This is a genomic window from Bradyrhizobium sp. BR2003 (assembly GCF_009720285.1).
Classification (GTDB): Bacteria; Pseudomonadota; Alphaproteobacteria; order Rhizobiales; family Xanthobacteraceae; genus Bradyrhizobium; species Bradyrhizobium elkanii.
Genome location: NZ_SMYJ01000028.1, coordinates 170,316 through 197,267, shown reverse-complemented (window position 1 = coordinate 197,267; position 26,952 = coordinate 170,316). Strand labels below are relative to the sequence as shown.

The following is a 26,952-nucleotide window of genomic DNA, read 5'->3' as shown; positions in this document are numbered from 1 at the left end:
AACGGAGATCGAAAATGGCAACTGCTGCTGCGCTCAAGCCTTCGGCACCGAAACAGCTTCCGGCGCCGAACGCCGACTTCTTTCAATTCGCCGAACTGCTCTCCGAGGAGGAACGCGCGGTCGTCAAGAAGGTGCGCGCCTACATGGAGACGAAGGTTCAACCCATCATCAACAAATACTGGGTCGAGGACGCGTTCCCGTTCGAATTGCTGCCGTCGTACAAGGAGCTCGGCATCGCCGGTCTCGGCATCAATGGTTACGGCTGCCCCGCCGGAAGTCCCTTGCTGTTCGGCCTGGTCGCACTCGAGATCGCGCGGACCGATGTTTCGTTCTGCACCTTCCATGGCGTCCACACCGGTCTCGCGATGAATTCCATCTACCTCGCGGGCACTGAGCAGCAGAAGCAGAAGTGGCTGCCGCAGATGGCGCGCCTGGAAAAGATCGGCTGCTTCGCGCTGACCGAGCCGCTGGTCGGCTCCGGGGCCGGCGGCGGTCTGACGACCACGGCGAAACGCGAAGGCGACACCTGGATCCTGAACGGCCAGAAGCGCTGGATCGGCAACGCTCCGTGGTGCGACATCTCGATCGTTTGGGCGCGTGACGTCGCCGACAACCAGGTCAGGGGTTTCATCGTCGAGAACAAGACGACGCCCGGGTTCAGTGTCGAGAAGATGCAGAACAAGATTGCGCTGAAGGTCGTGCAGAACGGCCAGATCACGATGACCGACTGCCGCGTGCCCGATGCGAATCGTCTTCAGGACGGCCAAGGTTCGTTCCGCGACCCTGCGCTGGTGCTGCGCGGCACCCGGCATGGCGTCGGCTGGGAAATCACCGGCGCGCAGATGGGCGCCTACGAGAACGCTCTCAAGTACGCCCAGGAGCGCATGCAGTTCGGCAAGCCGATCGGATCGTTCCAGCTGATTCAGAATCTGCTGGCGAAGATGCTGGGCAACATCGTGGCCTGCCAGTCCATGCTGGTCCGCTCGGTGCAGCTGGAAACCGAAGGCAAGCTGACGGATGCGCAGGCCGCGATCGTCAAGGCGTTCTGCACGAGCAAGGCGCGTGAAACGGTCGCCTGGGCCCGCGAGGCGATGGGCGGCAACGGGATCCTGGTCGACTACAACGTGGCGCGCTTCTTTGCCGACACCGAGGCGATCTACTCCTACGAAGGCACCTACCAGATGCAGAACCTGATCGTCGGCAAGGCGATTACCGGCTTCAGCGCCTTCGTGTGATCTCGCGGACCAGGCCGGCGCCTGCGCGCCGGCCGGCTCACACCTCAGACAGGAACAATCGATATGTCGACAGCAGTAGTTTCGCCGTCACCGGCGATCGTCCCCACCGTTTCGCAAGCCATGACGCTCGCGAATGTCCTCTATGAGAAGCGTGGTGCGATCGCTCATGTCACGGTCAATCGGCCCAAGGTGCTCAACGCCTTGAACACCGCAACATGGCAAGATCTACGCACCGCATTCGCCAACGCAAAAGACGACCCGGCCGTGCGCGGCATCATTCTGACGGGAGCGGGCGACAAGGCCTTCATCGCTGGTGCCGACATCAGCGAGCTCGCGCAAGCGACCGCGGTCGATGCCGAGCGGTCCAGCCGCATCGGACAGCAGGTTCTCGATCTGATCGAGAACCTCGGCAAGCCGGTGATCGCCGCGATCAACGGCTTTGCGCTCGGCGGCGGTTGCGAGACCGCGATGGCCTGCACCATGCGCATCGCCGTGGAGCACGCGAAGTTCGGCCAGCCCGAGGTCAAGCTCGGACTGCTTCCCGGAGGTGGCGGCACGCAGCGGCTGCCGCGGCTCGTCGGTAAGGGCCGTGCCCTCCAGCTCATCCTGTCGGGCGGCATCATCAGCGCACAGGAGGCCTACCGCATCGGGCTCGTCAACGAGGTCGTCCCGGCCGCGGATCTGATCACGCGCGCAGAGGCAATCCTGAACGAGATCGCCGCCAACGCGCCGATCGCCGTCAAATACGCGCTCGATGCCGTGAACCACGGAATGGAGGCGAGCCAGGCCGAAGGTCTGGCCCTCGAAGCCTCCTACTTCGGGCTGTGCGCCGGAACGGAGGACAAGAAGGAAGGCACCTCCGCATTTCTCGAGAAGCGCGCGCCGCAATTTCACGGACGGTGAACCTCAACGCAACCGGAACGAGCCATGGCGACCCCTCAACCCTCCCACGCACCTACCGAGCCGTTTCGGCTCACCAGCTCCGACGGGCTGTCCCTGGCATGCGCACGGTGGGACAGCGACGGCCCGGCCCGCGGCTTGGTTCAGATCGCCCACGGGATGGGCGAACACATCGGGCGCTATACGAGCACCATTGATGTCCTCGTTTCGGCTGGCCTGACCGTCTACGCTGGCGATCACCGAGGACATGGCCTCACCGCTCGTTCCCGATCGCACCTTGGCGAATTCGGCGAAGGCGGTTTCGAATTGCTTGTGCAGGACATGCTGCGCCTGAGTGAACTGGCCAGGGATGAAAACCCTGACCTGCCGCTGATCCTGCTTGGGCACAGCATGGGATCCTTCGCCGCGCAAAGATACGTCATCGATTACAGCCACGAGATCGACGGATTGGTCCTCTCGGGGTCGGGGTCGCTCGATGGGCTCGCCCGGGCGGCGCTTCAGGCATCTCCGGGCAGCAATCTCCTCAACGCCGCCTTTGAGCCGGCGCGCACGCCCTTCGATTGGCTCAGTCGCGATCACGCTGTCGTTAACGCGTTCATGGCCGATCCCCTCTGCTTTGCGGCCCTTGGCCCCGAAGCTCTTGCTTCCTTCCTCGGCACCGCGCCGCGGCTGTCCAACCTGGTGGCGCTGCGCAAGATACGCTCCGATCTGCCGATCTACTTGTTCTCGGGAAGCGAAGACCCCGTCGGGCAGCAGCTGCGCGGTGTTCACGCAGTGATCGACCGCTACCATCGCGCCGGCCTGCATGACATTGCGTTCGATTTCTATCCGGGTGGGCGGCACGAGATGCTCAACGAGATCAACCGCCGCGACGTCCAGACCCGTCTGCTCGGCTGGATCTCTCAGCTGCTTGAAAAACTGGATGGCGGCCGGGGGCACGTTTCACCTGCTTACGAACTTCAACGTTAAGGAGAAGACCATGATGGACGAAAACATTTTCTCAGGCTTGAAAGTCGTCGACTTCTCGAGCTTCGTCGCGGCGCCGGGCACCGCTGTGATCCTGTCCGATTTCGGCGCCGACGTCATCAAGGTCGAGCCGCCACACGGCGACCCTTGGCGGCAGGGGCACAAGGCGCCGGTTCAGCCCTACGCCCAGGATGCCTATCAGTGGCATCTCGCCAACCGCAACAAGCGCAGCATTGCCCTCGATCTCAAGTCGCCGGCCGCACAGCAGGTCATCTTCGAGCTCGCCAACTGGGCAGACGTGTTCATCGTCAATACGCCGCACCATGCGCGGAAGAAGCTCAAGCTCGAGTATGACGATGTCGCAGGATGGAACCCGCGCCTGATTTACGCCGACCTCACCGGTTTCGGCGAGCACGGGCCGGACGCCAATCTGCCAGGCTTCGACATCACCTCCTACTGGGCACGCAGCGGCCTGTTGTCGATGACTCGCGATGCTGGCGCGCCGCCGACCTGGCCGGTAGGGGGCAGCGGTGACAACGCCACGGCCGTCGGTCTCTATTCGGCGATCGTCACCGCGCTCTACCGGCGCGAGCGTACCGGAAAAGGCGCGTATGTCACGACGTCGCTGCTGGCCCAGGGCGTGTGGTCCGCGAGCGTTTCGATTCAGGCCGCTCTCGCCGACGCCAAGTTTCCGCCGATGCATGACCGCACGCATCCCGCCAATGCGGCGATGAACGTCTATCGTTCCGCCGACGGAAGCTGGTTCGTTCTGATGGTGACGCCGGACAAGCTCGCGGCTGTCGCAAACGCCATCGGCCGCTCAGACCTGCTGACCGATCCGCGCTTTTCCGATCCCAGGCAGGTCGTTGCCAACATGCCGCAGCTCACCGCAATCTTTGACGAGCTCTTCGGCACTCAGCCGATGGCGCATTGGCACTCGGTGTTTGCCGGCGTGAACGTCACCTTTGGCGAAGTGCGCGGGCCGCAGGAGGTCATCAACGATCCGCAACTCACGGCGAACGACATCATCGTTCCGCTCAACGGCGCGGGCGGCAAGCTGACCTCGACGATCTCCAGCCCGATCCAGATCCACGGCGTCACGAAGACGCCGGCCCAACGCGCACCCGATCTCGGCGAACACACCGAGCAGATTCTCGGCGAACTCGGCTTCGACGCCAAGAGCATCGAGAGCCTGCGCGAAAGCGGCGCTGTCGCCAAAGCAAAGGAACATGTGGCCTGACCGCCAGAACCCATCGAACAAGGAAGCACGCAATGAGCGACATCATCACGGAAACTTCCGGCGGCATCCTCCGGGTCGAGCTCAATCGGCCGGCCCAGAAGAATGCAATGACGGCCGGCATGTACACCAGCCTCGCTGGCATCTTCAAGGAAGCCGACAAGAATGATGCAGTCCGCGTCGTGCTTTGGCACGGCGCAGGCGATGCATTCTGCGCCGGCAACGACGTCGGGGATTTCCTCAAGAATCCGCCCGGACCTGGCGAGTCCCCACAGTCCGCCCTGATCAATGCGTTCATCGCATTCGAAAAGCCGATCGTCGCGGCGGTGCAAGGCGCCGCGGTCGGCGGCGGGACCACCATGCTGACGCACTGCGACTTCGTCTACGCCGGCGAGAGCGCGAAGTTCAAGCTGCCGTTCATCGATCTTGCGCTGGTGCCGGAATTCGGCTCGAGCTTTTCGGTACCGGCGCGCGTCGGGCATCTCCGCGCCGCGGAACTGTTCCTGCTCGGCGAACCATTCACCGCTGCGCGGGCGGCTGAGCTCGGTCTCGTGACCCGCGTCGTGTCTGATGGCGATTTGCTGGCGACCGCCACCGCGACGGCGCAAAAGCTCGCGGCAAAACCGGCCGGCGCGTTGCGGGCCTCCAAGCAGCTCATCAAGCAGGCGTCGATCGGCCAGCTCAGAGAGGCCGCAAAGCTCGAAAGCCGTGAGTTCAGCGCGCGGCTGCGCTCCGCGGAAGCCATCGAAGCCTTCACGGCCTTTCGCGAGAAACGGTCGCCTAATTTCACCAACCTGCCGAAGCCGCTCGCGGCCGAATGACCCCACGTCGGCGAAGCGACACAAAAGGACAGACCATGACCGTACTCCATGCCACGCAGACAAAAGCCGCATCGGACGCGCCCCGTTCAGGCCGGTTGTTTCTTCTCGACTTGAGCGGCGGCCGCGTCCTGTCAATGGATCCGGACGGCTCGCATCCCCAGGTGATCGCGGCCGATTGCCCCCATCCCGACGGGATCGTCGTCGACGTCAAAGTGGGGCACGTCTACTGGACCAATATGGGCGTTCCCAGCCGCAACGACGGTTCCATCGAACGCGCCGATCTAGACGGCAAGAATCGCAAGTTCATCGTTGCACCCGGCGGCACGTTCACGCCGAAGCAGCTCCATCTCGATAAGGCGAACGGCAAGCTCTACTGGTGCGATCGCGAGGGAATGCGAGTCATGCGCTCGAATCTCGACGGCTCGCAGATCGAGACCCTCGTCCAGACCGGGCAGGGCGACAGTGACCGGCGCGATCAGAGCAGATGGTGTGTCGGGATCACCGTCGATCCCGAACGGAGACAGATCTACTGGACGCAGAAAGGCGGAGACAACGCCGAAGTCGGCCGCATCCTGCGCGCAGGGATCGACATCCTGAGGGGTGAGACGGCGGTCGATCGCAGCGACATCGAAGTCTTCTTCAACGGCCTTCCCGAGCCGATCGATCTCGAGCTCGATCACGAGCATCGCGTCCTCTACTGGACCGACCGCGGCAATCCCCCGCGCGGCAACACGGTGAACCGCGCACCGGTCGATGCAAAGCCCGCGCAAAACGTGCCGCAGATCGTCGTCTCGGACCTGATGGAAGGTATCGGCATCGCGCTGGATGTCCCCGGCAACCGCATGTTCGTCACCGATTTCGCCGGCTCGCTCTATGCGGCGAAGCTCGACGGCACGGAGAAGCGGATGCTTCTTGCCGCGCAAGGAAATCTCACCGGCGTCGCCTACGTCGAACTGCCCTGAAAAGGAGACTGATATGTCTGACAACAAGCCAATTCGGAAGATAGCAATCATCGGCACCGGCGTAATCGGTGCGAGCTGGGCCGCGCAGTTCCTCGCCAAGGGCCTGGACGTCGTTGCGACCGATGTCGCGCCGGATGCCGAGGCGTCGCTGCGCCGCTTCGTGAAGGCGGCGTGGCCGGCGCTCGAACGATTGGGACTTGCACCCGGCGCATCGCAGTCGCGTCTTACGTTCTCCCGCGATCTGGCGACCGCGGTGGCGGGCGCGGACCTGGTTCAGGAGAACGGCCCCGAACGTCTGGACTTCAAGCAGCAGCTTTACAAGCAGCTCGACGAGCTGCTGCATCCGGACGTGATCATCGCGTCGAGCTCGTCCGGCATCAAGATGAGTGACATTCAGTCGGGCGCGGCATTGCATCCGGAACGTTGCGTCATCGGCCACCCCTTCAATCCGCCGCACCTGATCCCGCTGGTCGAGGTCGTCGGTGGCACCAGGACCTCTGAACAGACGATCTTGCGCGCGATCGCGTTCTACAAGTCGATCGGAAAGAAGGCCGTACGGCTCAACAAGGAAATGCCGGGGCATGTCGCCAACCGCCTGCAGGGCGCACTGGCGCGGGAGGTCTACTACCTCGTCGCCGAGGATGTGCTGAGCGCCGCCGATGTCGACGACGCCTTGTCGTGGGGGCCGGGCCTGCGCTGGGGCATCATGGGCAACATGATGCTCAATCATCTCGGCGGTGGCCCGGGCGGCATCGAGCATTTTCTTCACCAGTTTGCCGGCCCGTTTACCGCAACGTGGAAGACCCTCGGTACGCCCGAGCTCACGCCCGAGGTCCAGAAGAAGTTGATCGACGGCGTTCAAGCCGAGGTCGGATCGCGCACCATCGAGGAGCTTGAGGCGGAGCGAGATGAAACTCTTCTCGACCTCCTTGAACTGCGCGCGAAGCGTTCGGAGAAGCTCTCCCCGCGACGTCGCATCGAATAGCGAATGCTCCAACGGGCCAGACGTGTTTTCTGCTTGAGGAACCCACCATGAACGGCATCGCGATTTCGGTGTCGCGCCTTCGGCTGACCTCACGGTCCGGCTGGGTGGAGCGACCGCGCCAATTCATCAGTTTGGCCAAGCCGCGCGTGATGGCGCTCTCGCTGTTCACTGCGTTGGTCGGATTGATGATCGCACCAATACGCCTGGAGCCACTTCCTGGCTTCATCGCCATGTTGGCTATTGCCGCCGGCGCCGGAGCCGCCGGCGCACTGAACATGTGGTACGACGCCGATATCGACGCGATCATGGCTCGCACGGCGATGCGGCCAATTCCCCGCGGCAAGGTCTCGAAGATTGAGGCGCTTGTTTTCGGAACCGTCCTCGGCACCATCGCTGTCGCGATCCTCGCACTGGCGACGAATCTCGCGGCGGCTGCGCTGCTTGCCGGCACGATTCTCTTCTATGTCGTCGTCTACACGGCGTGGCTGAAGCGGGCGACACAACAGAACATCGTCATCGGCGGGGCCGCCGGCGCGCTGCCGCCCGTGATCGGATGGGCCGCGGCGACCGGGCAAGTTGAGTTCGAATCGCTTGCGCTTTTCCTCATCATCTTTCTCTGGACGCCGCCCCATTTCTGGGCTCTTGCGCTCAATCGCACCGATGACTACGCCCGTGCTGGCATTCCCATGATGCCGGTTGTTGCCGGACGAGCCGCAACAACGCGGCAGATCCTGATCTACAGCGGCCTACTTGTTCTCGCTTCGGAGCTGCCATGGGCACTCGGGTTTGCCGGCGCAATCTATGGCGTGATTGTCGCGATCTGCGGTGCGGTGTTCCCCTTGCTCGCACGTCAGCTGAACAGGAGCGTTGCGGACGATCGTCGCGCGGCTCACAGGCTGTTCGCCTTCTCCATCGCCTATCTGTTCCTGCTGTTTGCGGCCCTTCTGCTCGACCACAACGGCGGTGCATTCGCGCCGATGCGTTTGTCGCATGGCGACCGGGCCAGCGCGTCCTCGCCTGCCGCGCGACAGCCGAGCGCCGCGCACAACGCGCGCACTTCTAAGGTTCGGGAGGCCTAAGATGCGATACGGTTCGCTTATCGTGATCCTGCTGGCGGCCGCGACACTCGGTGGCTGCGATGGCGGCGTGCTCGATCCCAAGGGACCGGTCACCCTTGCCGAGCGGCAAATCCTGTTCAACGCGACCGGCATCATGCTCGCGATCGTGATCCCGGTGGCTCTCGCGACTCTTGGCGTTGCTTTCTGGTTCCGTGCATCGAATGAGCAGGCGCGCTACCGGCCGGATTTCATCTATTCTGGCCGCATCGAGATGCTGGTCTGGTCGATCCCGCTGATGACCGTGCTCCTTGTCGGCACCGTCGCCTGGATCGGCGCATACGACCTCGATCCGCCCAAGCCGATTGCCTCCTCCACCAAGCCGCTCAAGATTCAGGTCGTCTCGCTCGACTGGAAATGGTTGTTCATCTATGCGGAGCAGGGCATCGCGAGCGTCAATCATCTGACGATCCCGGTCGGCACGCCGGTCAGCTTCGAACTGACGTCCTCGGGCGTCATGAACAGCTTCTTCGTGCCGCAGCTCGCCGGCCAGATCTACACCATGGCCGGAATGGTGACGCGGCTGAACCTGCGCGCTGACTATCCCGGCACATATCGCGGGATGTCGGCAAACTACAGCGGCGCGGGCTTCTCCGACATGGTCTTCAAGGTCGACGCGGTGGCGCCCGACAGCTTTGCGCAATGGGCGGCTGCAACGCGCAGCGCCGGCCCCGTGCTCGACGCACAGACTTATGCCGGTCTGGTCAGGCCGAGCAAGGCGATTGCGCCCTTTACCTATCGGTCGGTCGCGGGCGGCCTGTTTGCGAACATCATGAGTGCCGCAATGCAGCCGGCCGCGGGCCTCTGTGTCGCTTATCCCAAATCCATGAGGGCAGAACGATGAACCTGCTGGGCAAACTCGACTGGGCCGCCATTCCTTTTCATGAACCGATCATCATCGGCACGGTGGCAAGCGTCGGCGCCGTCGTCGTGACGGCTCTCGCATGGGTCACCGTTAGGGGATACTGGCCGTATCTCTGGCGCGAATGGATCACATCGGTCGATCACAAGCGGATCGGCGTAATGTATATCGTCCTAGCGCTGCTCATGCTTGTGCGCGGCTTCGCGGATGGAATCATGATGCGGACGCAGCAGGCAGTCGCCGCCGGCGGTGCGCAGGGGTATCTGCCGCCCGAGCATTTTGACCAGATTTTCTCGGCGCACGGCACGATCATGATCTTCTTCGTGGCCATGCCGCTCGTGATCGGACTGATGAATTTTGCCGTGCCGTTGCAGCTGGGCGTCCGGGACGTGGCGTTCCCCACGATGAATTCCGCGAGCCTTTGGCTGACTGCGACGGGAATCTTGCTGATCAACGTCTCGCTCTTCGTCGGTGAGTTCGCAAAGACCGGCTGGGTCGCCTATCCGCCGCTTAGCGAGCTGCAGTTCTCGCCAGGCGTCGGCGTCGATTACTACCTTTGGTCCCTGCAGATCTCGGGCATCGGGACCTTGTTGAGCGGCGTCAATTTCGTCACCACGATCCTGAAAATGCGGGCCCCGGGCATGAGCTACATGCGCATGCCGGTTTTCTGCTGGACTGCGCTCGCCTCGAATCTCCTGATCGTGGCGGCATTTCCGGTGCTCACCGCGCTGTTCGCAATGTTGCTGCTCGACCGTTACCTCGACTTTCATTTCTTTACGCTGGACGCCGGCGGCAACGCGATGATGTACGTGAACCTGTTCTGGGTCTGGGGTCACCCCGAGGTTTACATCCTTGTCCTGCCGGCATTCGGCATCTATTCGGAGGTTAGCGCGACATTTTCCGAAAAGACGCTGTTCGGCTACCGGTCGATGGTCGGTGCGACCCTGGCGATCTGCGTGCTCTCCTACACCGTGTGGCTGCATCATTTCTTCACCATGGGCGCAAGCGCGGGAGTGAACGCCTTCTTTGGCATCACCAGCATGATCATCGGGGTGCCGACGGGCGTCAAAGTCTTCAACTGGCTGTTCACGATGTATGGCGGCCGCGTCCGTTTCACGGTGCCGGTGCTCTGGACCATCGGCTTCATGGTGACGTTCGTGTTCGGCGGCTTGACTGGAGTCCTGCTGGCATTGCCGGCGGTCGATTGGCAGGTGCACAACAGTGTCTTCCTGGTCGCCCATTTCCATCACGTCATCGTTCCGGGCGTCCTGTTCGGGGCCATCGCCGGCTACAATTACTGGTTTCCCAAGGCATTCGGCTTCAGGCTGGACGAGCGCTGGGGCAAAGCTGCGTTCTGGTGCTGGTTCATCGGCTTCCATCTCGCTTTTATGCCGCTCTACGTGACCGGGCTGATGGGCATGACCCGCCGCCTGCAGCACTACGATGTCCTCGCCTGGCAGCCCTGGCTGCTGGTCGCGGAGGCCGGCGCGGTCATCGTGATGGCCGGAATCGCTTGTCAGGTCATCCAGCTCGTAGTGTCCATTCGCCACCGCGAACAGCTCCGCGACACGACGGGCGATCCCTGGAATGGCCGCACCCTTGAATGGGCCACCGCGTCGCCACCGCCAGCCTGGAATTTTGCGGTCCTGCCGCAGGTAAATGAGATCGATGCCTTCTGGGCGAAGAAGCAGCGCGTGCTCGCAAAGCAGGACCTGCTTGGGCGGCAGCGCATCTACGAACCGATCGAGGTGCCCAAGAACAGTCCCGCCGGTTTCGCGACCGCGTTCTTCGCAGCGATTACCGGCTTCGCTCTGATCTGGCACATCTGGTGGATGGCTGGCCTCGGACTTGCCGGCGCCGCCGTGACGTGGCTCGCCTTCATGTTCCGCTCCGAGGACGAAGTCGAGATCCCGGCAGAGCAGCTTGGTCAGTTCGATCGGAAGCACTCGGTGGAGGTATCGCTATGAACGTTCTGGTCGATGCAGATTCCGTCCGCACAGCCGAAGTGCTTGATGTCAGTGAGGCGGGGCCCGCACCCAAGCGAATTATCGCAGGCTTTGGGTTCTGGATATTCCTGCTGAGCGACATCGTAATGTTCTCGGCGCTTTTCGCCAGCTATGCCGTGCTCGCAAAGGCGACAGCGAGCGGCCCGAGCGGGGGCCAGTTGTTCGACTTGCGCAACGCCGCGATGGAGACCGCCTTTCTCCTACTATCCAGCTACAGCTGTGGACTAATGTCCCTCGCTATCAATTCGCGGCACCAGCTCGGAACCGCCTTCGGTGCCGTGGTGACGTTCCTCCTGGGTGCGGCATTTCTCAACCTCGAGCTCCGCGAATTCCAGGACATGATTGCGGTGGGTGCGTCCCCGCAACGTAGCGCGTTTCTGTCCGCCTTCTTCACGCTGGTCGGCTGCCACGGGCTGCACGTGGCGGTTGGACTGGCCTGGCTCGTTCTCATGATGGTGCAGCTGTCGATGCGGGGCTTCCAACAGGTCCTGGTGCGCCGCTTGCACTGCTTCTCCCTGTTTTGGCACGCGCTCGACATCATCTGGGTCCTGATCTTCACGATTGTCTATCTGATGGGAGTGCTGCCATGACCGACACACGCTGGGATGTCGCACCGGGAGACAGGCCGGCGATTCGGGCTGAGGAGCGAAGCGTGTCTGCCGGCTTTCTTATCTACACGATAGGCTTGCTGCTGGCAGCGATCCTGACAGCCACATCCTTCTGGGTGGCGAATACTTCGGCGATCTGGGCCCCGGGCGTGCCGGCCGGCCTCGCCGTGCTGGCCATCGCCCAGATGGGCGTGCACCTCGTCTTCTTCCTGCATATCACGACGGGACCGGACAGCACCCACAATGTCCTGGCGCTCGCATTCGGCGTCCTCATCGTATTCCTGGTCCTCGCGGGCTCCCTCGTGATCATGGCCAATTTGAACGAGAACACGATGGCGCATGGCGAGATGATGAATCTGCAAATGCAGCGATGATCCATATGGATGCTTCCATCATCTCCGCGTTCGCCGCGCTCACCGGCGCAACCATTGGCGGCCTGACGAGCGGGGTTGCCAACTGGCTGAACCACCGAAGCCAGCTTCGCGCGCAATGGCTTCTCCATGAGAGGAAGCGGCGGCAGATCCTCTACAGGGATTTCATTGAGGAGGCCTCGAGGTGTTACATCGATGCGCTTCAACACCATGACGTAGGCGAGGGCACCGCGGGCCTCGTCGCGTTGTATGCGAAGCTCAACCGAATGCGCGTGCTGTCCTCCACGCCGGTCGTGCGCAGCGCCGAGCACATCGCCAAGACGATCATGGATACCTATTTGGAGCCGGACAAGAGCTTCGGCGAGCTGCGTGACATGGCAATGTGCGGATCCATCGACTTGCTGCGCGAGTTCAGCGAGGCATGCCGCGAGGAATTCGACGAGATGCACGACCGGCACCTTTGACTGCGATCGCCGAGCATCAGGGCGGCCGCTCGCTTTCCCAGGGGAAGCATCTCTCCCCTCGAGAGTCCCGGGGCGCATCGGCGGTATGCCCAGACCTCCATCGACAGCAACCTATGACAAAGTCATGGCAACCAGAGCAAAGCCACGCCCGGGAGAACTCCGCATAACAGCAGCCAAGCCGACGCGATCTTGTTCATCGGCGGCCGACGGAGGGTTCCATGACGTTGCAAATCTCACGACGGGGCAGGGAATATCTGAAAACGGCGCAGACTTTGCTCTATTCCGCCAGCACGATGACCGATCGAGCAGTTGCGGCTCAGCTGAAGGCTCTTGCCGACGCCTACGAGCGGCGAGCCAAGGAAGCTTCGCATGTCGACGCGGCCAAGGCATTGGCCCGGGCGGCGGCCGCTGCCGAGAGCGGGGCACTGTTCGAAGGAGGTCGGAAATGACCCAGGTGTATTTCCACTGCTCCACCACGAAGAAGGTTTTCCTCGATCACCACGGGGCGGTGGTGAACGATCTCGCTGAGGCGCGCGATCATGCAACCCGGCTCGTGCGATCCCGCACCAGCGAGTGCAGCCTGGAGGATTGGCGTGACTGGGTGTTGCATGTCAGCGACGACCAAGGCGATGAGCTGTTCGTCGTTCCTTTCGCCTTCGTCCTCGGCAAGCCGAATTGAGACCAGCATGCGCGCGAGACGATCGCCGACTGTGCCGCTTCACCGAGGAGTGAACGAAATCGCGAGACGAGTGAGCGAGCTCATCGCGATGGCTTACGATCCGTACCGGCCCGAGCGTCACTACATGCGCGGGCCAGGTCCCAAATGGTTCGCCAAACATGGTGCCACCGCATCTGTCACGATTTGCTGAAAGGCAGTTTGGGTCCCCGGCGCGTGTCTCCCCCCGTGTCCCTCGCCGGGCTTCCCGCGGCCGGTCCTTCCCCTCCCGGGGACCGGCCGCCCCTTCCGGGGCCGATTAGACGAACCGCAGTGAGCTGCGGTTTTGAACGAAGCGAATGACTAGGACACTTGGAGCACACAATGAAAAAGCTTCTCGCATATGCGATGGCCGCGAGTTGCATGGCGGCCTCTATATCAGTCGCACAAGCCCGCTCGGCCTATGACGGGTCATGGGACCTCTTGTTCGTGACGCAAAGAGGTGCGTGCGATTCGTCGTACAATTTCTCCGTCAACATCACGGACGGCGTCGTCACGCATCCCAATCTCGTGAAGTTCAGGGGCCAGGTGGCGCGCTCGGGCGCCGTCCGCGCCTCGGTGACCGTCCCGAACAAATATGCGTCCGGCTCAGGTCGGCTGTCGAGCAACTCCGGTCGCGGGACATGGAGCGGCTATTCCGGAGGCACGCGGTGCTCGGGGTACTGGACCGCTCAGCGGAACTGACGCATTTCCTCCCGATTGCTACTCGCCCGACCGGACAGAGCTGAGGTGTCGACTCGCGGGCACTCATCGGGGCTGAAGAATAAGAAGAAATGGCGCACCCGACACGATTCGAACGTGTGACCTTTGCCTTCGGAGAGCAACGATCATGCCGGCTGGGAATTTACTGCTCGGCGATTGGGCCGCCACGCAGGGTCTTGGCGAAGGGCGAAACGTGGCGCCGCCAAGCCACTCTTACCAAGGTCTTCGGCTTCTGAATCGCGCTCGGGGGCAGGAGCGCTAAATCGCTTATGTGCCTCCGACCACCGTTTCGACATGCCGCGGAACCAGCGGCACGATTGCCGCGCGAGCGAGATCTTCCAAGGCTGTCGAAATGTATTTGGCGTAGTGCCGCTCGATCATTTTCACGGAAGTATTGTGCAGTTTAGCAACGTGCTGAATCGGTAGTCGGTTTCGCAAGCCGCGGACGATGCTGGAATGTCGCAACGCGTAGGGGATAGCTTCTGGTAGCTTTGCGCGTTCGCGGATCGAACGCCACGGGCGAGTGAGTTCTGCCGCCTTCCACGGACCACGTTTTGACCTTCTCCAAACTATGCTACCGGCTTCCTGGTCATAGCTCCATCGCTCAAATAACGTTGCCTCTTTGGGGCGGTCCAAAACTCCCTGCAACAATGCCTCAATGATGTCCTCGCCCACGGGAAACGGGACGGACCCACCGTTGCCGCCACGGCCTTTGTAGGAACCTGGCACCATTAGGCGATGCTCTTCTGCCTGAACATCGCCGACGCGCATCCGTCTTGCTTGCGCAAATCGCGCGCCGGTTGCTGCCAAGCACACGACGAGGCGATACAAGTCGCCTTCGAATCCCTGCTCACCGTCGATCTCGCGTGCGGCTCGAAGCAGGTTGCTGACCTGCGCATCTGTTAGGACCTGGTTGTCTCGCGCGACGGATATCTCATCATCATCGTCGATGCGTTCAGCTTTGAACCCATCCTTTATGATTGAAGGGAATGCTGGGTTCAGCTTCTTCTGTTCAGCCGATAGGCGAGGCCAAGCCGCGTTCAGCGCAGCCTTCAGGTCGTTTATGAGGCGCTGCTTTGTCGTGGCCTTCAACTCTACAGGAAGGTTCTCGCGCCATATCAAAAGGTCGTCAACTTGCAGTGCGTGCAGAGCGACTGCGGCGAGGGAGGCGGCCTCCACGGCTTCCTGGCTACCGCGCTCTCCTTGACCAAGAACGTAGCGCCGCAAGCGGTGACCGGCATCGGATCGAACCTCGCGACCCGCCCTGCGACTGTCGCGGGCATTACGCTCCCTGATGTATGTCTCTAAAGCCGTTCGCACGGTGGGTGCCGGTCCGGCAGCTTGCGCAGCCGCTTCTGTTCTGTACCGGTTGACGAGGTCTCGCGCTTGGATAACGGCCTGTTCGAAGGTCAACTTTCCTTCCGTCACCCTGTCGTTGACGTCATTGGCAACTCCAACGGCTGCCTGCTTGTAGTTGGCGCCGTCATAGTGGTTGCGCCAGCGCACGAACCAGATTCCGCTGCGCTTGCCCTTGCGATAGCCAAGGTGGGCCTCGGCATCGACGCGGCGCCAATGCACGCCAAGCCCCAGCTTGGCGCGCGCTCTGGCGGTCGTGATTTGGGTCTCGGTGAGTGTTTTTGTCATGGCATTCGATCTTGGAGTCGTCGAATATCGGTCGAATAAGCACCGGCGCACGGGGGCGAACGAAGGCGAACGATCTGCGCTTAAGTAACTGATAAAACGAGATTGTGGCGAACGAGTGAGGACTGCCGATCCAAAAATTTCCGGCTCTCTCAAGGCTGAAACAGGGGTTCGATTCCCCTAGGGAGCGCCATTTGAGCCCTCATCCGCAAACCCTGTGCCTTGGTTCGTTCCCCTTGCGAACCGATCTGCGCAGATGATCGGTAGGCGAGCTTCGCCGCCCGGAGGCCGGGTCCTCGGCTTGGCATCAAGCGCGATACCTAGACTCCGCTGCAAATCCGTTGCTATACTTTCAGTTGCTCGACCGGCGTAAGGCACGCGCCGACATTTCGTTCGATTGTCATATCGCGAAAAGGAGCTCGACGATGGCGATTACGCTGACGGTCTTGGCGAGCCTGCTGCAACTGCACGGGCCGGGTGCGACAATCGAAAGCGATCATCAGGGTATCGACGCATTGCTGAGTGGTGTGCGCGAACAGAGCCTTCAGGAACAGAGCGCTCAGGAACAGAGCGCTCAGGAACAGAGCCCGCAAGAACAGAGCCCTCAGGACGTCTTGCAGCTGGGGGTGGTTTCCGAACAGCCCCAGGCGACTCAGGTCTATTTCAGGCGCGGGGCCTTTGCCAGGGGGCCTTATGCGGGTGGCTTTCGCAGAGGTGGCGGCTACTATCCGGGCGCCGGCGCATTTCGCAGGGCCGGCGGATATTATCCTGGAGCAGGCGCGTTCCGACGAGGTGGCTTCGTCAGGGGCTACTAGAGCATGATCCGGAAAAGTGGAAGCCGGTTTTCCGAAAAGATCATGCTCAAACAAACAGATGAGATCATGATGCGATTCCGTGGAAACGCATCATGATCTAGCCCGATCGCAGCTTGCCGGTATCCGCATGTCGGTTGACGCTTCAAATCCCGTCGCGTTCCAGGAGCAGCCGATCACGCAGTTGCTGGTCAAGGTAGCGGCGAGATGCAACATCGATTGCTCCTATTGCTACTGGTTCCGCGACGCGGCGGTCTACGACAAGCCCAAGCTGATGAGTGCGGAGGTGCTGCAGCAGCTGTTGCTGCGCCTCGAGCAGCACGTCGCCAGATACTCCCTCGTCGACTTCCCCGTGATCCTGCACGGCGGGGAGCCGTTGCTTTGGGGCGTCGATAATTTTCACCGTTTTGCGCAAGGCTGCGAGGGCGTTACATCCCGCACCGGCTGCGAGATCCCCATCGCGGTGACGACCAATGGCGTCCTGATCGATGATGAATGGCTCGACTGCTTCGAGGCCCGCAATATTTCGGTGGCGATCAGCATCGATGGGCCGGCACATATTCACGACGCTCACCGCAAGACGTTTCAGGGTACCGGCACCCATGCCGCTGTGGAACGTGCCGCGCGCATGCTGGTCTCGCGCGACATCGGCGTGATCGCCCTCGCGGTTTGCAACCCGGCCTACGCGCCGCAGGAGTATGCGGATTTTTTCGCGGCGTGCGGCATCGCCAATTACGACATCATGATTCCCGACGCGACGGTGGACGAGAAGCCGTCGTCCATCGCCCCGTTCTATAACGGGCTTTTCGACCTGTGGCTGGAAGCCAATCGCACGACGCCGACGTCGAATGTTCGCATCATTTCCGACATGGTCGCTGCCCTGATCGGCAACAACGCGCCGACTGAAGGCGTGGGCCACAAGCCGGTCGAGCTTTGCACGGTGATGACCGACGGCACGGTGGAGGCCCACGACGTGCTGCGAATTGCGGGTGACGGTTTCACCAACACGCGGTTCAACATCTTCGATCACGCGATCGACGACGTCAGGACCGAGCCGCGCTGGAAGGCCGCGCGCGATGCCTCGGTCAATCTTTGCGAGAAATGCCGGCAGTGCAAATTCATGAACGCCTGCGGCGGAGGCTATCTTCCGCACCGCTTCTCCAGGAAGAACGGTTTCGACAATCCGTCGGTCTATTGCGACGATCTCTATTCGATGTTCGAGAACATGCAATCCGTGCTGGAACGTCATCTCTACGTCCGCAAGCAGGACGGGGAGCGGATTGGCCTGCGCAGCGCAGCAGCGGGCGGTTAGGCATCTCCGCTTTTCATCCGTCGATGACGCGACATGCGCGGTTTCTTTCCATTGCGGGCAAAGCCCGACCGCCTCAAGGCCATCGTCGAAACACCAGGCTGGCGTTGACGCCACCGAATCCGAAGCCGTTCGAGATCGCGTGTTCGACGGTCATCGGCCGCGCGACGTTCGCGACGAGGTCGATGCCCTGTGCAGCGGAATCGGCGTTCTCCAGATTGAGCGTCGGCGGCGCGACCTGGTCGCGCAGCGCCAGGATGGTGAAGATCGCCTCGATGCCGCCGGCGGCGCCGAGCAGATGTCCTGTCGCCGACTTGGTCGCGCTGATCGCAATTCCTCCATCGCGTCCGAACACCCGCTTGATCGCCTCCAGTTCGGAGAGATCGCCGACCGGCGTCGATGTCGAATGCGCGTTGAGATGCTGGACCTCGCCGGGCCGCAACCCGGCCTGCCGGAGCGCCGCCTCCATCGCGCGGGCGGCACCGTCGCCATCCTCGGGGCCCGCGGTGATGTGATAGGCGTCCGCCGTCGTGCCGTAGCCGATGAGCTCGGCGATCGGTTTCGCGCCGCGCCGAAGCGCGTGGTCGAGCTCCTCGATGACGAGGACGCCTGCGCCTTCACCCATGACGAAGCCGTCCCGGTCGCGGTCGAACGGCCGCGACGCGCGGGCGGGCGTGTCGTTGAACGACGTCGACAGCGCCCGCGCCGCCGCGAAGCCGCCAAGGCTCACGGGATCGATGCAGGCCTCCGCGCCGCCGCAGATCGCAACATCCGCTTCGCCCGACCTGATCAGGCGCGCGCCGTCGCCGATCGCCTGCACGCTCGCGGCGCAGGCGGTCACCGGCGCGCCGATCGGTCCCTTGTAGCCGTAGCGGATGGTGATGTGTCCGGCCGCGAGATTGGCCAGGAAGGAGGGAATGGTGAACGGCGACAGCCGGCGCAGGCCGCTGTTTTCCGCCGTGCGCACGGCGTCTGCGATCGCGGGAAACCCGCCGATCCCGGATGCGATCACGGTGGCGGTGCGCACCTCGGCATGCGCGTCGGCCGGCATCCAGCCGGCCTGCGCCACGGCCTCGCTTGCTGCGAGCAGCGCGAACAGGATGAACCGATCCATCTTCTTCTGGTCCTTGCGCGGCGCTGCGGAGTCGGGATCGAAGCCGCCCTCGGCATCCCCGGCCTTGTCAGGAACCTGTCCTGCGACGCGCGCGGGCAGCGCTGCCGCCCACGCCGGCAATGCGGCAAGCCCGGAACGCCCCGCAAGCAGCCTCGACCACACCAGTTCGGTGCCACAGCCCAGCGGGGACACCGTCCCCAGGCCCGTCACAACAATTCGACGCATGGTGCTCCTGTCGCGCCCCTGGTGCGAACCGGCATGGCCGGGATTCGAAACTGGCAGGGCGTCGGTCCGTTTTATATGATGCTTATCATTTATTGTCCGGACCGGCCGGACGTCAAGTGTCGCTGCGGACGAACGAATCCGGCATCACCACCTGAAGAAGACGATGAGCCCGGCGACGATCCAGATCGGACCGAGTCCGAGCAGCATCGAGATCCAGAAATACGGCTCTCTTCGAGCAGATGTACGCCCATCCATCGGCATACTCCCCGCGAGTGGGAAGACTCTATGTCGGGTTTCGACCAACAATAACGCATGTGAATCCGGACGGAGCAGTGCGAGGCGGCAACGTTGCCGCCGGCCTTCCGGAACTGAATGCCAGCGTTGCAATGACGCGCCGCCGAGACGCAGCACAGAGCCGGACGAGTAAGGCGGTCCTGTTCGAATATCGCGAGCGGCCGAGGCGAGTGGTCCGATCATGTCGGGGCGCGACCCGGCGGAGCCATTGTCGGCGCGCTCCTGTGCAACTGTCACTTTTCTCCAAAATATGCGCGGTAGGCTAGGAACCATCGAGAGGACAGGACGTCTAATTGACGCTTCCGGTCGGTCACATGCCCCCCCGACTGCCGGAGGAAAACCCGCATTGCTCGGGTTGGCGGCCCTCAGGTTGGGGCCGCTTTCAATTCGACGGGAAAGCGCAAGCATTGTTGTCCAAGCGATCGCCACGATTCACATGGTTCAATGCCGCGCGCTCCATCCTGCGAGCTGATGTCGAACTTGTAATTCACAGGTGGTAGCAATGGAATTTATTGGACGCCCGATGCGAGGCCGGTTCCTCGTCCGGCAAGGCAGCATCGGCTGGATGGTCTACGACAGCGAACTCAAAGGGCCGGCTCAGATCAGGAAAGATGGGCCCTTTGCCGAGAAGCTGACCAAGGAGCAAGCCGAGATCTTGGCGAAGGGCCTGACGAACCAATCAGACCTGACGAACCGGTCAGATTCGTAAAAAGCGAACCCCATACCCTCCGGGCCAGGCCCAAATTCGAGCTTTTCCTGCCGACCGCTGTGTGGGTGGTCCCGGCCGGTCCCGGGTGGTCCATGAATCAAGAACAACGGTTGCCGCCTGCGCCGCGAGCGCGACGAAGATCGCGTGCGCTGATCACGAAGCCCGGCTATGACTGAACGAAGCGTCTCGCGTCGTTGACGCCGCGACCAAGCGTAGCAAGCGTAGCCCGGATGAGCGTAGCGATATCCGGGGATGGTCCGTCCTCGCATGTCGCTGCGCTCATGCGGGTTACTTGCTTGCTTGCTGTCCTGCGACGCGCGCCGGCAGTGCGGCCGCCCACGCCGGCAATGCTGTGAGCCCGGAATATCCCGCAAGCAGCCTCGACCACACTAGTTCGGTGCCACAGCCCAGCAGGACACCGTCCCCAGGCCCGTCACAACAATTGGACGCATGGTCCTTCTGCCGCGCCCTTCGTGCGAACCGGCGTGTCCGGGACGCGAGATCCCCCGGGTGTCGGTCGGGGCCTTATATGATAACCGTCATCTATTGCCTCGACCGGACGGACGTCAATGTGCGGCGTCACGCCGCCGGTGCTCCTGCGTTTCCCGCAACGCGCTAGTTTTTTCTTGGCTAGGAATCTGCCACTCGCTACAGTTGCAGAATCGGGGGCCGTGCCGGGCGCCTAGCCCGGCCCCGAGAGGGGCGCAGTAACGGTGTGCTGGTGCCGTGCAGATGAATCTGTGCGCCGCATCGGCGCCGAATTCCCTTTCGCTGAGCGGAGGTGCGGCGCACGGACCGGAGCCGGGGCATCTGTCGAACCACGGTTAAACGGAGACATGGGAGTTTGCGGTGAGAAGTGGTGACGTCGCCAAAAAGAAGAAAAGAGGCGCCGCCAAGCGGCCACGGGAAAGGAATCGCCCGAAGATCGTCGCCGTGGATTTGTTCTGTGGTGCAGGGGGGCTCACCAACGGGCTCGCCAAAGCCGGGATCGATGTGCGTTTGGGTGTCGATATCGATCCGGCGTGCGAGTATCCTTATACCGCGAACAATAATGGCGAATTTCTACTCAAATCTGTCGTCGAATTGTCGGCAGAAGATGTGGACGTCGGGGGCGGCCGCAGCCTGAAATTGCTGGCGGGCTGTGCTCCTTGTCAGCCATTCTCTAGCTATCACCAGAAGGCGACCACCGAGGATGGGCGCTGGAATCTTCTCAACCATTTTGGCCGCTTGGCGGAAGAGGTTCAGCCTGACCTCATCACCATGGAAAACGTGCCGAACCTAGCCAAGCAAGAAGTGTTTAGCCAGTTCGTCAATCGGTTGAAGAAGCAAGGATTCAGCGTTTCACATGAAGTGATCGACTGCTCGGAGTTCGGCGTACCGCAAACCAGACGGCGGCTCGTTCTTCTCGCGTCGAAGCTCGGCCCCATAAGCCTTCCGCGAAAGCGGAAACGAAAAACCAAGACCGTCGAACAAGCGATCTCGAAGTTGCCACGCCTGAAAGCAGGCCAAGTCTGCGAAGCCGATCCGCTGCATCAAGCTTCCGAATTGTCGGATTTGAATTTGAAGCGCATCCAAGCCTCAAAGCCAGGAGGAACGTGGCGCGATTGGCCCGAGGAACTCGTCGCTCCGTGCCATAACCGTCCCAGAATATGCGACCTTGCTTGCAGTGCGGATTTTTGCACTTGGGCCAAGTCGAGGGGTCGAAGTTCTCCAGCCTGTCAACCGGCACAATGCGAATAGATACGGACAGCTGAGCGCGCCTCTCAGCCGCCTTTGTGTAACCGGAAGAAGTCACAAGATAGCCGTGCGTCGCGCCGACATCGTTCGCGAGCCCTAGCAGTTCCTCTATGTCTTTCACGTCTGCCTTTCGTCGTCGGTGTTTGGCATCGACGATGAGCCGGCGCGTGTTGTCGGTATCGTGCCGCGCATCGATCAATACATCGATCTGTCGAAAGGTGCGGCTGATCTTGCCCATTACCTTGGCGTTCGCGGTAACGCAAAGGCCGGTATCTGATTGATCCGCGATCAAACGCGCGATCATTCGCTCGTAAATCTCCCAATCCGGGCGCGTTTCCTTCATACTCGCGTCACCTTTTACGTGCGACTTTGCCAAGACTCTATCGGAGCGAGTTATGCGAGAACAAGTGCGGTATCCGGCTTATCGGCGCATTTCACAGTCGTTCCGTGGCGGCGCCCGTGCATGCGGCAGCGCGGCCGCCGCCCTCCACCTTCACCGTCTGCACCGTGATAGGCCCAACAGGCCGGCAATTGGAAAGAGAGGGTTACTTCCTCAGTCGGACGCAAGGAGCCCGGTTGGCGCCGGCAGCTTGCAGGGGCTAGCCCGGATGGACGGTCCGTAGTTCTACCATGATCCGGAATTCCAACTGCCCGGCGCCGGAGCGGGCGCTAGGTTGATGGCGCGGGGGCGGCGCCTTGAGGGCAGGAGGCCGCAATGGAGCGTCTGTACTTGGGCATCACCGTCACCAGCACTTACGCGCTGGTCACCTTTGCGCTGATGCTGGCTTTCGTGCACTGACCCCGGGAATCCGGATCCTTGCCGGCGGGGCCGCGACGGGGTGCGTTGGCGTCTTCGCGGAACGCGGCAATGTCGGCAACCGGCAACCTTTTACTGCGTCAGCGGGTTTAATAGTCATGCCCAGGCCTGTAGCGATAACCCTGATGAGTTTGGCGGTTGCAACGCTGACGGCGTTCGGCATCGCCGCAGCCCTCATGATCCATTAAAGCATGATCCGGAAAAGTGCGAAGCGGTCTTCCGAAAAGATCATGCTCAAACAAAGAGCTAAAGCGGGATGACGATTCAACCTAATCACATCGCGCTTTAGCTGGAATGGGCCACCGGGATTTCACGCCCGGCGCCGGCCTGTTTCCAGATCATGCCTTTGCCCCGAAAGCCGATCGCGCCTGCCCGATCCGCTCGCGCGTATGTCCATCGACGATCCGAACGGCTTGCCGGTGCTGTGGCCGTGCAGTGTCCGGCCGGCCGACCCTTGCCGATGGGGGGTGATCCGTCGCCGGCGTCTCTTTATTTTGCGCGCGGCCGTTGCCAAACGCCGTCACGCATCCCCTCCAGCAGCTTCCGCACCTCCCCGAGCAACGCCCGGATCTGCCGTCGCTCGGCGATCGCATCCCCCGTGAACCGGCCGTGCTTGCGCGCGTTCCGGTTTGCCCGTGGCGCGCCGGATCCCCTTGCGCCGCCGTGCATGCGGCAGCGCGTCTTGCCGCGCACCGCCGGCGCGCGGCACGCGCTGCCGCGGCGGGTCCTGGCGCCGCAACGCCGGCTCGCCAGCATCGGGCCGGTATCGTTGACGTGAATGCTCATGCCGGTGCGTCCTGCCCGGCATCGGCGGAATCGCGCCGTCGCCGCGAGCTCGCAGCCTTCGGCGCCCGCGCCGCGGAGGCCGCGGTGTTGTCGGACACGATCAGGCTCGCATGCTGCGTGACGTTGCCGACGATGGCGTTGCCGCCGTCCGCGACCTTCACGTTCTGCACGGTGATGGCGGGCTCGCCGCGGCTGCGGTAGCGGTTCAGCACCTCGATCTGGGCGGGGAAGGTGCGGGCGAGTCGGCCCAATGCACGCGCGGCGCTGTCGTGCTGGGCGAGGTCCCTGGCATGCGCGAGGTGATGCGCGCATCGCATCGCCATCACATGAACCGACACCATCTGCGCCACCAGCATGGCCTCGACGGAATCCCGCGGACCGATGCTCCTCACCATCGAGATCATGAAGGCGAGGTTGACCTCGCAGGGCTTGCCGCCGCTCACGCTGGCCTTGACCAATTGCCGCAGGATGCCGTCCATCGCGTCGCGGTCGGCGACGCCCAGTGCGTTCGCCATCAGCTGTGCGCCGAGCTCGGGATCAGGATGGTCGATGCAGAAGCCGTGCGGCGAGAATTTGATCCGCGGGCTTGTGGCAGCCTGGGTCTGGCCGGTTGCGGCGGCCATCGTCGGCACGGTGATGTCAGGTGCAGGTGTCATGTCGGGTATTCCCTGGTACGCGCGCGGCAAGCGCGCAAACGATCGCTCGCTGCGCCAGCCGGTGCGATGTCAATTGTGGGGAGGGGTTTCGGTCGCACGTGCATCCGTCGCGCCCGCTGCTGGGGGCGAGGGGGGCTTGCACGATTTCGGAATATTGGAAATGTATCCCTGATTTGCCCGACGCGTCAAGTGGCCCTGTCGGGTGCCGGGCAGCCGCCGGCTCCTTTGCATGGGGTTGTTTTCGATATTTTGGCGGCGCGGCCCCGGCGGCGAGTTCCGCCGCCGTCATGCCGGCAAGGCACGGTGCGATCCGTGTGAGCGGGTACCGTGCGCCGATTGGATCATTATACTGGCGGGGAATGTTGCGACAGGCGCGGCGCCGGCCTGGGATGAACCGGGCTGGGATGAAGGAGCATCGATGAGCGAGACCATTGGCCATCCCGATCCGGGCCTCGATCTGTCCGACGGGTTCAAGCCGCACACCTCGCATTGGGGCGTGTTCTCGGCGCGGCTCGGCAGAGCGGGTCTCGAAGTCAGGCCCTATGCCGCCGATCCCGATCCGAACCGCATCATCGACAATTTCCCCGGCGCGCTGCGCCACCAGGCGCGCATCGCGCAGCCTGCGATCCGCCGCGGCTGGCTCGAGCGCGGGCCCGGTCCGGACGATCGCCGCGGCCGCGATGACTTCGTCCCGGTGAGCTGGGAGCAGGCGCTCGACCTGCTCGGCGGCGAGCTGACGCGGATCCGCGACACGATCGGCCCCGGCGCGGTGTTCGGCGGCTCCTACGGCTGGTCGAGCGCGGGCCGCTTCCACCACGCGCAGAGCCAGGTGCACCGCTTCCTCAACATCGCACTCGGCGGCTATGTCCGCTCGGTGAACACCTATTCCTCGGGCGCGTCCTCGGTGCTGCTGCCGCAGATCCTGACCGGCTACGAGGACATCACCAAGCGCAACGTCACCTGGGAGCAGATCGCGGCCGAAACCGACATCGTGCTGGCGTTCGGCGGCATGCCGCTGAAGAACTCGATGGTCGCCGGCGGCTCGATCAGCAAGCATGTCGAGCGCGGCGCCATGGCAGCCGCGCACCGGCGCGGTTGCGAATTCGTGCTGGTCAGTCCGCTGCGCGACGATCTCCCGGTCGAGGCCGGCGCCGAATGGCTGACGGCCACACCCGGCACCGACACCGCGCTGATGCTCGGCATCGTCCACACGCTGGTCAGCGAAGGCCTGCACGATCAGGCCTTCCTCGATCGCTACACCGAGGGCTGGCGGGTGTTTTTGCGCTATCTGACCGGCGAGACCGACGGTCAGCCCAAGAGCGCCGCATGGGCCGCGGCGATCTGCGGCATCGACGCCGACACCATCAAGGCGCTGGCGCGGCGGCTCGCCGGGCGGCGCGCGCTGATCACCGTCTCGCATTCGCTGCAGCGCGCCGAGCATGGCGAGCAGCCGGTGTGGATGGGCATGGTGCTGGCGGCGGCGCTCGGCCAGATCGGGCTGCCCGGCGGCGGCTACGCCTATTCGCTCGGCGCGATCGGCTATTACGGCCGCCGCGTCAATGCGGTGCCCGGACCGACGCTCGGGCAGGGCCGCAACGGCGTCGCCGACTTCATTCCGGTGGCGCGCATCGCCGACATGCTGCTCAATCCCGGCACTGCCTATCGCTACAACGGCGAGACGCGGACCTATCCGGACATCCGCCTCGTCTATTGGGCCGGCGGCAATCCGTTCCACCATCACCAGGACCTCAACCGCCTGCGCAAGGCGTTTGCGCGGCTCGACACGCTGGTGGTGCACGAGCTGGCCTGGACCGCCACGGCCCGCCACGCCGACATCGTGCTGCCCTCGACCATGACGCTGGAGCGCGAGGACATCGGCTATTCCAGCAACGATCCCTTGATGGTCGCGATGCACCGGATCGCCGAGCCGTTCGGCCTTGCGCGCGATGACTACGAGATCTTCGCCGATCTCGCCGAGCGGCTTGGCGCCCGCGAGCCCTTCACCGAAGGGCGCACGTCGCGGCAATGGCTGGACCATCTCTATGAACCGACCCGCAAGGCGCTCGCCGCGCGCGGGCTCGAAGCCCCGAGCTTCGAGGAGTTTTGGCAACGCGGCAGCCTGGTGGTGCCGCAGCATCTCGACGACGGCGGCTCGCTGCGTCGCTTCCGCGAAGACCCGGTCGCGCGGCCGCTGCCGACGCCGAGCGGGCGCATCGAGATCTTCTCGCGGAAGATCGCTAGCCATGGCGATGCGGATTGTCCGGGCCATCCGGTCTGGCTCGAGAAGACCGACACGCCGACATCCGGCGCGCCGTGCTTCCTCGTCGCCAACCAGCCGGTGACGCGCCTGCACAGCCAGCTCGATTTCGGCGGTCACTCGCTCGACGCCAAGCATCGCGGCCGCGAGGTCGCGCGCATGAATCCGCACGATGCATCCGCGCGCGGCATCGCCGACGGCGACATCATCCGCATCTTCAATGCGCGCGGCGCCTGCCTTGCCGCGGTGCATGTCACCGACGGCATCGCGCCCGGCGTGGTGCAGCTGCCGACCGGCGCCTGGTACGATCCAATGGATCCCGAGGAGGAGGCGCCGCTCTGCGTGCACGGCAATCCGAACGTGCTGACGCGCGACATCGGCACGTCATCCTTCGCGCAGGGCTGCACCGGCCAGCTCACCAGCGTCGAGATCGAGCGGTTCAACGGCAATCTGCCGCCGATCCGGGCGTTCGATCCGGCGTAGAGCATGATCCGGAAAAGTGCGAAGCGGTTTTCCGAACAGATCATGCTCAAAACAAAGAGCCGCAGGGCTAACGGCCGATCACGAACAAATCATCGGTCGGCCGCTGGATGGCGCCGAACCGTTCGGCTACGGCATCACGAAGTCGTCCCTGAGATCTGGATTT

General features: G+C 63.1%; 25 protein-coding genes, 1 tRNA gene and 1 pseudogene. 21 read left to right on the top strand and 6 right to left on the bottom strand.

What is annotated here, in order from left to right; genetic code table 11:
• The first annotated feature begins 14 nt into the window (after positions 1 to 14).
• The 16 genes from E2I15_RS23295 to E2I15_RS23220 all read left to right on the top strand — a co-directional run bounded on the left by E2I15_RS23295 (position 15) and on the right by E2I15_RS23220 (position 13,931).
• The gene (locus tag E2I15_RS23295; protein WP_137478061.1) at positions 15 to 1,235 is read left to right on the top strand and encodes an acyl-CoA dehydrogenase family protein; all 1,221 of its coding nucleotides are present in this window, start codon (positions 15 to 17) and stop codon (positions 1,233 to 1,235) included.
• A gap of 63 nt (positions 1,236 to 1,298) precedes the next feature.
• Complete coding sequence (locus E2I15_RS23290) at positions 1,299 to 2,138, top strand: enoyl-CoA hydratase-related protein (RefSeq protein ID WP_210241875.1); 840 nt, start codon at positions 1,299 to 1,301, stop codon at positions 2,136 to 2,138.
• 24 nt (positions 2,139 to 2,162) lie between these two features.
• A complete protein-coding gene (locus E2I15_RS23285) occupies positions 2,163 to 3,104 on the top strand; it encodes an alpha/beta fold hydrolase (protein WP_137478060.1) in 942 nt (313 codons plus the stop codon).
• A complete protein-coding gene (locus tag E2I15_RS23280; protein WP_246729436.1) occupies positions 3,058 to 4,341 on the top strand; it encodes a CaiB/BaiF CoA transferase family protein in 1,284 nt (427 codons plus the stop codon). Before E2I15_RS23285 ends, E2I15_RS23280 begins: the two co-directional genes overlap by 47 nt.
• Positions 4,342 to 4,373: 32 nt before the next feature.
• The gene (locus tag E2I15_RS23275) at positions 4,374 to 5,159 is read left to right on the top strand and encodes an enoyl-CoA hydratase (protein WP_137478058.1); all 786 of its coding nucleotides are present in this window, start codon (positions 4,374 to 4,376) and stop codon (positions 5,157 to 5,159) included.
• Positions 5,160 to 5,194: 35 nt separating this feature from the next.
• Positions 5,195 to 6,121, top strand: a complete 927-nt coding sequence (locus tag E2I15_RS23270) for a 3-hydroxyacyl-CoA dehydrogenase (protein WP_137478057.1) — start codon at positions 5,195 to 5,197, stop codon at positions 6,119 to 6,121.
• Positions 6,122 to 6,134: 13 nt separating this feature from the next.
• A complete protein-coding gene (locus tag E2I15_RS23265) occupies positions 6,135 to 7,106 on the top strand; it encodes a 3-hydroxyacyl-CoA dehydrogenase NAD-binding domain-containing protein (protein WP_137478237.1) in 972 nt (323 codons plus the stop codon).
• 47 nt (positions 7,107 to 7,153) lie between these two features.
• Positions 7,154 to 8,185: a heme o synthase gene (locus E2I15_RS23260; protein ID WP_137478056.1), complete on the top strand. Its 1,032-nt coding sequence runs from the start codon at positions 7,154 to 7,156 to the stop codon at positions 8,183 to 8,185.
• A 1-nt stretch (position 8,186) separates the two neighbouring features.
• On the top strand, positions 8,187 to 9,065 hold the full coding sequence (cyoA, locus tag E2I15_RS23255; protein WP_137478055.1) for a ubiquinol oxidase subunit II: 879 nt from the start codon (positions 8,187 to 8,189) through the stop codon (positions 9,063 to 9,065).
• A 2-nt stretch (positions 9,066 to 9,067) separates the two neighbouring features.
• Complete coding sequence (gene cyoB / locus E2I15_RS23250) at positions 9,068 to 11,050, top strand: cytochrome o ubiquinol oxidase subunit I (RefSeq protein WP_137478236.1); 1,983 nt, start codon at positions 9,068 to 9,070, stop codon at positions 11,048 to 11,050.
• The gene (locus E2I15_RS23245; RefSeq protein ID WP_137478054.1) at positions 11,047 to 11,679 is read left to right on the top strand and encodes a cytochrome (ubi)quinol oxidase subunit III; all 633 of its coding nucleotides are present in this window, start codon (positions 11,047 to 11,049) and stop codon (positions 11,677 to 11,679) included. The genes cyoB and E2I15_RS23245 overlap by 4 nt, the downstream gene beginning before the upstream one ends.
• A complete protein-coding gene (gene cyoD, locus E2I15_RS23240; protein WP_137478053.1) occupies positions 11,676 to 12,071 on the top strand; it encodes a cytochrome o ubiquinol oxidase subunit IV in 396 nt (131 codons plus the stop codon). Before E2I15_RS23245 ends, cyoD begins: the two co-directional genes overlap by 4 nt.
• A 5-nt stretch (positions 12,072 to 12,076) precedes the next feature.
• Positions 12,077 to 12,532, top strand: coding sequence for a hypothetical protein (locus E2I15_RS23235; protein WP_137478052.1), 456 nt, complete (start codon positions 12,077 to 12,079; stop codon positions 12,530 to 12,532).
• Between the two features lie 218 nt (positions 12,533 to 12,750).
• Positions 12,751 to 12,981, top strand: a complete 231-nt coding sequence (locus tag E2I15_RS23230) for a hypothetical protein (RefSeq protein ID WP_137478051.1) — start codon at positions 12,751 to 12,753, stop codon at positions 12,979 to 12,981.
• The gene (locus E2I15_RS23225; protein WP_137478050.1) at positions 12,978 to 13,211 is read left to right on the top strand and encodes a DUF6894 family protein; all 234 of its coding nucleotides are present in this window, start codon (positions 12,978 to 12,980) and stop codon (positions 13,209 to 13,211) included. Before E2I15_RS23230 ends, E2I15_RS23225 begins: the two co-directional genes overlap by 4 nt.
• Before the next feature lie 360 nt (positions 13,212 to 13,571).
• Positions 13,572 to 13,931, top strand: coding sequence for a hypothetical protein (locus E2I15_RS23220; RefSeq protein WP_246667988.1), 360 nt, complete (start codon positions 13,572 to 13,574; stop codon positions 13,929 to 13,931).
• Between the two features lie 90 nt (positions 13,932 to 14,021).
• On the opposite strand, the gene E2I15_RS23215 is transcribed toward E2I15_RS23220, so the two are convergent.
• Together E2I15_RS23215 and E2I15_RS23210 are read right to left on the bottom strand one after the other, a co-directional pair.
• A tRNA-Ser gene (locus tag E2I15_RS23215) sits at positions 14,022 to 14,098 on the bottom strand.
• A gap of 118 nt (positions 14,099 to 14,216) precedes the next feature.
• The gene (locus E2I15_RS23210; RefSeq protein WP_137478048.1) at positions 14,217 to 15,593 is read right to left on the bottom strand and encodes a tyrosine-type recombinase/integrase; all 1,377 of its coding nucleotides are present in this window, start codon (positions 15,591 to 15,593) and stop codon (positions 14,217 to 14,219) included.
• Between the two features lie 422 nt (positions 15,594 to 16,015).
• Here E2I15_RS23210 and E2I15_RS23205 point away from each other — a divergent pair, with 422 nt between their 5' ends.
• Complete coding sequence (locus E2I15_RS23205) at positions 16,016 to 16,405, top strand: hypothetical protein (RefSeq protein WP_137478047.1); 390 nt, start codon at positions 16,016 to 16,018, stop codon at positions 16,403 to 16,405.
• A gap of 127 nt (positions 16,406 to 16,532) precedes the next feature.
• Positions 16,533 to 17,714 (top strand): radical SAM protein, encoded by a 1,182-nt coding sequence (locus tag E2I15_RS23200; RefSeq protein WP_137478046.1) that lies wholly within the window; start codon positions 16,533 to 16,535, stop codon positions 17,712 to 17,714.
• A 73-nt stretch (positions 17,715 to 17,787) separates the two neighbouring features.
• Here E2I15_RS23200 and fabF read toward each other — a convergent pair whose 3' ends face one another.
• Positions 17,788 to 19,050, bottom strand: a complete 1,263-nt coding sequence (fabF, locus tag E2I15_RS23195; RefSeq protein WP_137478045.1) for a beta-ketoacyl-ACP synthase II — start codon at positions 19,048 to 19,050, stop codon at positions 17,788 to 17,790.
• 796 nt (positions 19,051 to 19,846) lie between these two features.
• On the opposite strand from fabF, the gene E2I15_RS23190 reads away from it, so the two are divergent.
• Entirely contained in the window at positions 19,847 to 20,053 is a 207-nt protein-coding gene (locus E2I15_RS23190; protein WP_137478044.1) for a hypothetical protein, read from the top strand.
• A gap of 849 nt (positions 20,054 to 20,902) precedes the next feature.
• A complete protein-coding gene (locus tag E2I15_RS23185) occupies positions 20,903 to 21,793 on the top strand; it encodes a DNA cytosine methyltransferase (RefSeq protein WP_137478043.1) in 891 nt (296 codons plus the stop codon).
• 28 nt (positions 21,794 to 21,821) lie between these two features.
• On the opposite strand, the pseudogene E2I15_RS39870 reads toward E2I15_RS23185, so the two are convergent.
• The 3 genes and pseudogenes from E2I15_RS39870 to E2I15_RS23170 form a co-directional block, all read right to left on the bottom strand.
• A pseudogene (locus E2I15_RS39870) lies at positions 21,822 to 22,028 on the bottom strand (restriction endonuclease); the annotation flags it as partial.
• Positions 22,029 to 23,096: 1,068 nt separating this feature from the next.
• Positions 23,097 to 23,393 (bottom strand): HGGxSTG domain-containing protein, encoded by a 297-nt coding sequence (locus E2I15_RS23175; RefSeq protein WP_137478042.1) that lies wholly within the window; start codon positions 23,391 to 23,393, stop codon positions 23,097 to 23,099.
• Positions 23,390 to 24,049: a hypothetical protein gene (locus E2I15_RS23170; RefSeq protein WP_137478041.1), complete on the bottom strand. Its 660-nt coding sequence runs from the start codon at positions 24,047 to 24,049 to the stop codon at positions 23,390 to 23,392. Before E2I15_RS23170 ends, E2I15_RS23175 begins: the two co-directional genes overlap by 4 nt.
• Positions 24,050 to 24,467: 418 nt before the next feature.
• On the opposite strand from E2I15_RS23170, the gene E2I15_RS23165 reads away from it, so the two are divergent.
• Positions 24,468 to 26,789 carry a molybdopterin guanine dinucleotide-containing S/N-oxide reductase gene (locus E2I15_RS23165; RefSeq protein ID WP_137478040.1) on the top strand — a complete coding sequence of 774 codons (2,322 nt, stop codon included), beginning with the start codon at positions 24,468 to 24,470 and terminating at the stop codon, positions 26,787 to 26,789.
• The last annotated feature ends 163 nt before the right edge of the window (positions 26,790 to 26,952 follow it).

Excerpts from the sequence above, each read along its gene's own strand:
- E2I15_RS23245 (WP_137478054.1), top strand. The coding sequence starts at position 11,047 with ATGAACGTTCTGGTCGATGCAGATTCCGTCCGCACAGCCGAAGTGCTT.
- E2I15_RS23205 (WP_137478047.1), top strand. The coding sequence starts at position 16,016 with ATGGCGATTACGCTGACGGTCTTGGCGAGCCTGCTGCAACTGCACGGG.
- E2I15_RS23175 (WP_137478042.1), bottom strand. The coding sequence starts at position 23,393 with ATGAGCATTCACGTCAACGATACCGGCCCGATGCTGGCGAGCCGGCGT.
- E2I15_RS23285 (WP_137478060.1), top strand. The coding sequence starts at position 2,163 with ATGGCGACCCCTCAACCCTCCCACGCACCTACCGAGCCGTTTCGGCTC.
- E2I15_RS23295 (WP_137478061.1), top strand. The coding sequence starts at position 15 with ATGGCAACTGCTGCTGCGCTCAAGCCTTCGGCACCGAAACAGCTTCCG.
- E2I15_RS23220 (WP_246667988.1), top strand. The coding sequence starts at position 13,572 with ATGAAAAAGCTTCTCGCATATGCGATGGCCGCGAGTTGCATGGCGGCC.
- E2I15_RS23235 (WP_137478052.1), top strand. The coding sequence starts at position 12,077 with ATGGATGCTTCCATCATCTCCGCGTTCGCCGCGCTCACCGGCGCAACC.
- fabF (WP_137478045.1), bottom strand. The coding sequence starts at position 19,050 with ATGCGTCGAATTGTTGTGACGGGCCTGGGGACGGTGTCCCCGCTGGGC.
- E2I15_RS23165 (WP_137478040.1), top strand. The coding sequence starts at position 24,468 with ATGAGCGAGACCATTGGCCATCCCGATCCGGGCCTCGATCTGTCCGAC.
- E2I15_RS23280 (WP_246729436.1), top strand. The coding sequence starts at position 3,058 with ATGGCGGCCGGGGGCACGTTTCACCTGCTTACGAACTTCAACGTTAAG.
- E2I15_RS23210 (WP_137478048.1), bottom strand. The coding sequence starts at position 15,593 with ATGACAAAAACACTCACCGAGACCCAAATCACGACCGCCAGAGCGCGC.
- E2I15_RS23265 (WP_137478237.1), top strand. The coding sequence starts at position 6,135 with ATGTCTGACAACAAGCCAATTCGGAAGATAGCAATCATCGGCACCGGC.
- E2I15_RS23290 (WP_210241875.1), top strand. The coding sequence starts at position 1,299 with ATGTCGACAGCAGTAGTTTCGCCGTCACCGGCGATCGTCCCCACCGTT.
- E2I15_RS23190 (WP_137478044.1), top strand. The coding sequence starts at position 19,847 with ATGGAATTTATTGGACGCCCGATGCGAGGCCGGTTCCTCGTCCGGCAA.
- E2I15_RS23230 (WP_137478051.1), top strand. The coding sequence starts at position 12,751 with ATGACGTTGCAAATCTCACGACGGGGCAGGGAATATCTGAAAACGGCG.
- cyoA (WP_137478055.1), top strand. The coding sequence starts at position 8,187 with ATGCGATACGGTTCGCTTATCGTGATCCTGCTGGCGGCCGCGACACTC.
- cyoD (WP_137478053.1), top strand. The coding sequence starts at position 11,676 with ATGACCGACACACGCTGGGATGTCGCACCGGGAGACAGGCCGGCGATT.
- E2I15_RS23260 (WP_137478056.1), top strand. The coding sequence starts at position 7,154 with ATGAACGGCATCGCGATTTCGGTGTCGCGCCTTCGGCTGACCTCACGG.
- E2I15_RS23275 (WP_137478058.1), top strand. The coding sequence starts at position 4,374 with ATGAGCGACATCATCACGGAAACTTCCGGCGGCATCCTCCGGGTCGAG.
- E2I15_RS23270 (WP_137478057.1), top strand. The coding sequence starts at position 5,195 with ATGACCGTACTCCATGCCACGCAGACAAAAGCCGCATCGGACGCGCCC.
- E2I15_RS23200 (WP_137478046.1), top strand. The coding sequence starts at position 16,533 with ATGTCGGTTGACGCTTCAAATCCCGTCGCGTTCCAGGAGCAGCCGATC.
- E2I15_RS23225 (WP_137478050.1), top strand. The coding sequence starts at position 12,978 with ATGACCCAGGTGTATTTCCACTGCTCCACCACGAAGAAGGTTTTCCTC.
- E2I15_RS23170 (WP_137478041.1), bottom strand. The coding sequence starts at position 24,049 with ATGACACCTGCACCTGACATCACCGTGCCGACGATGGCCGCCGCAACC.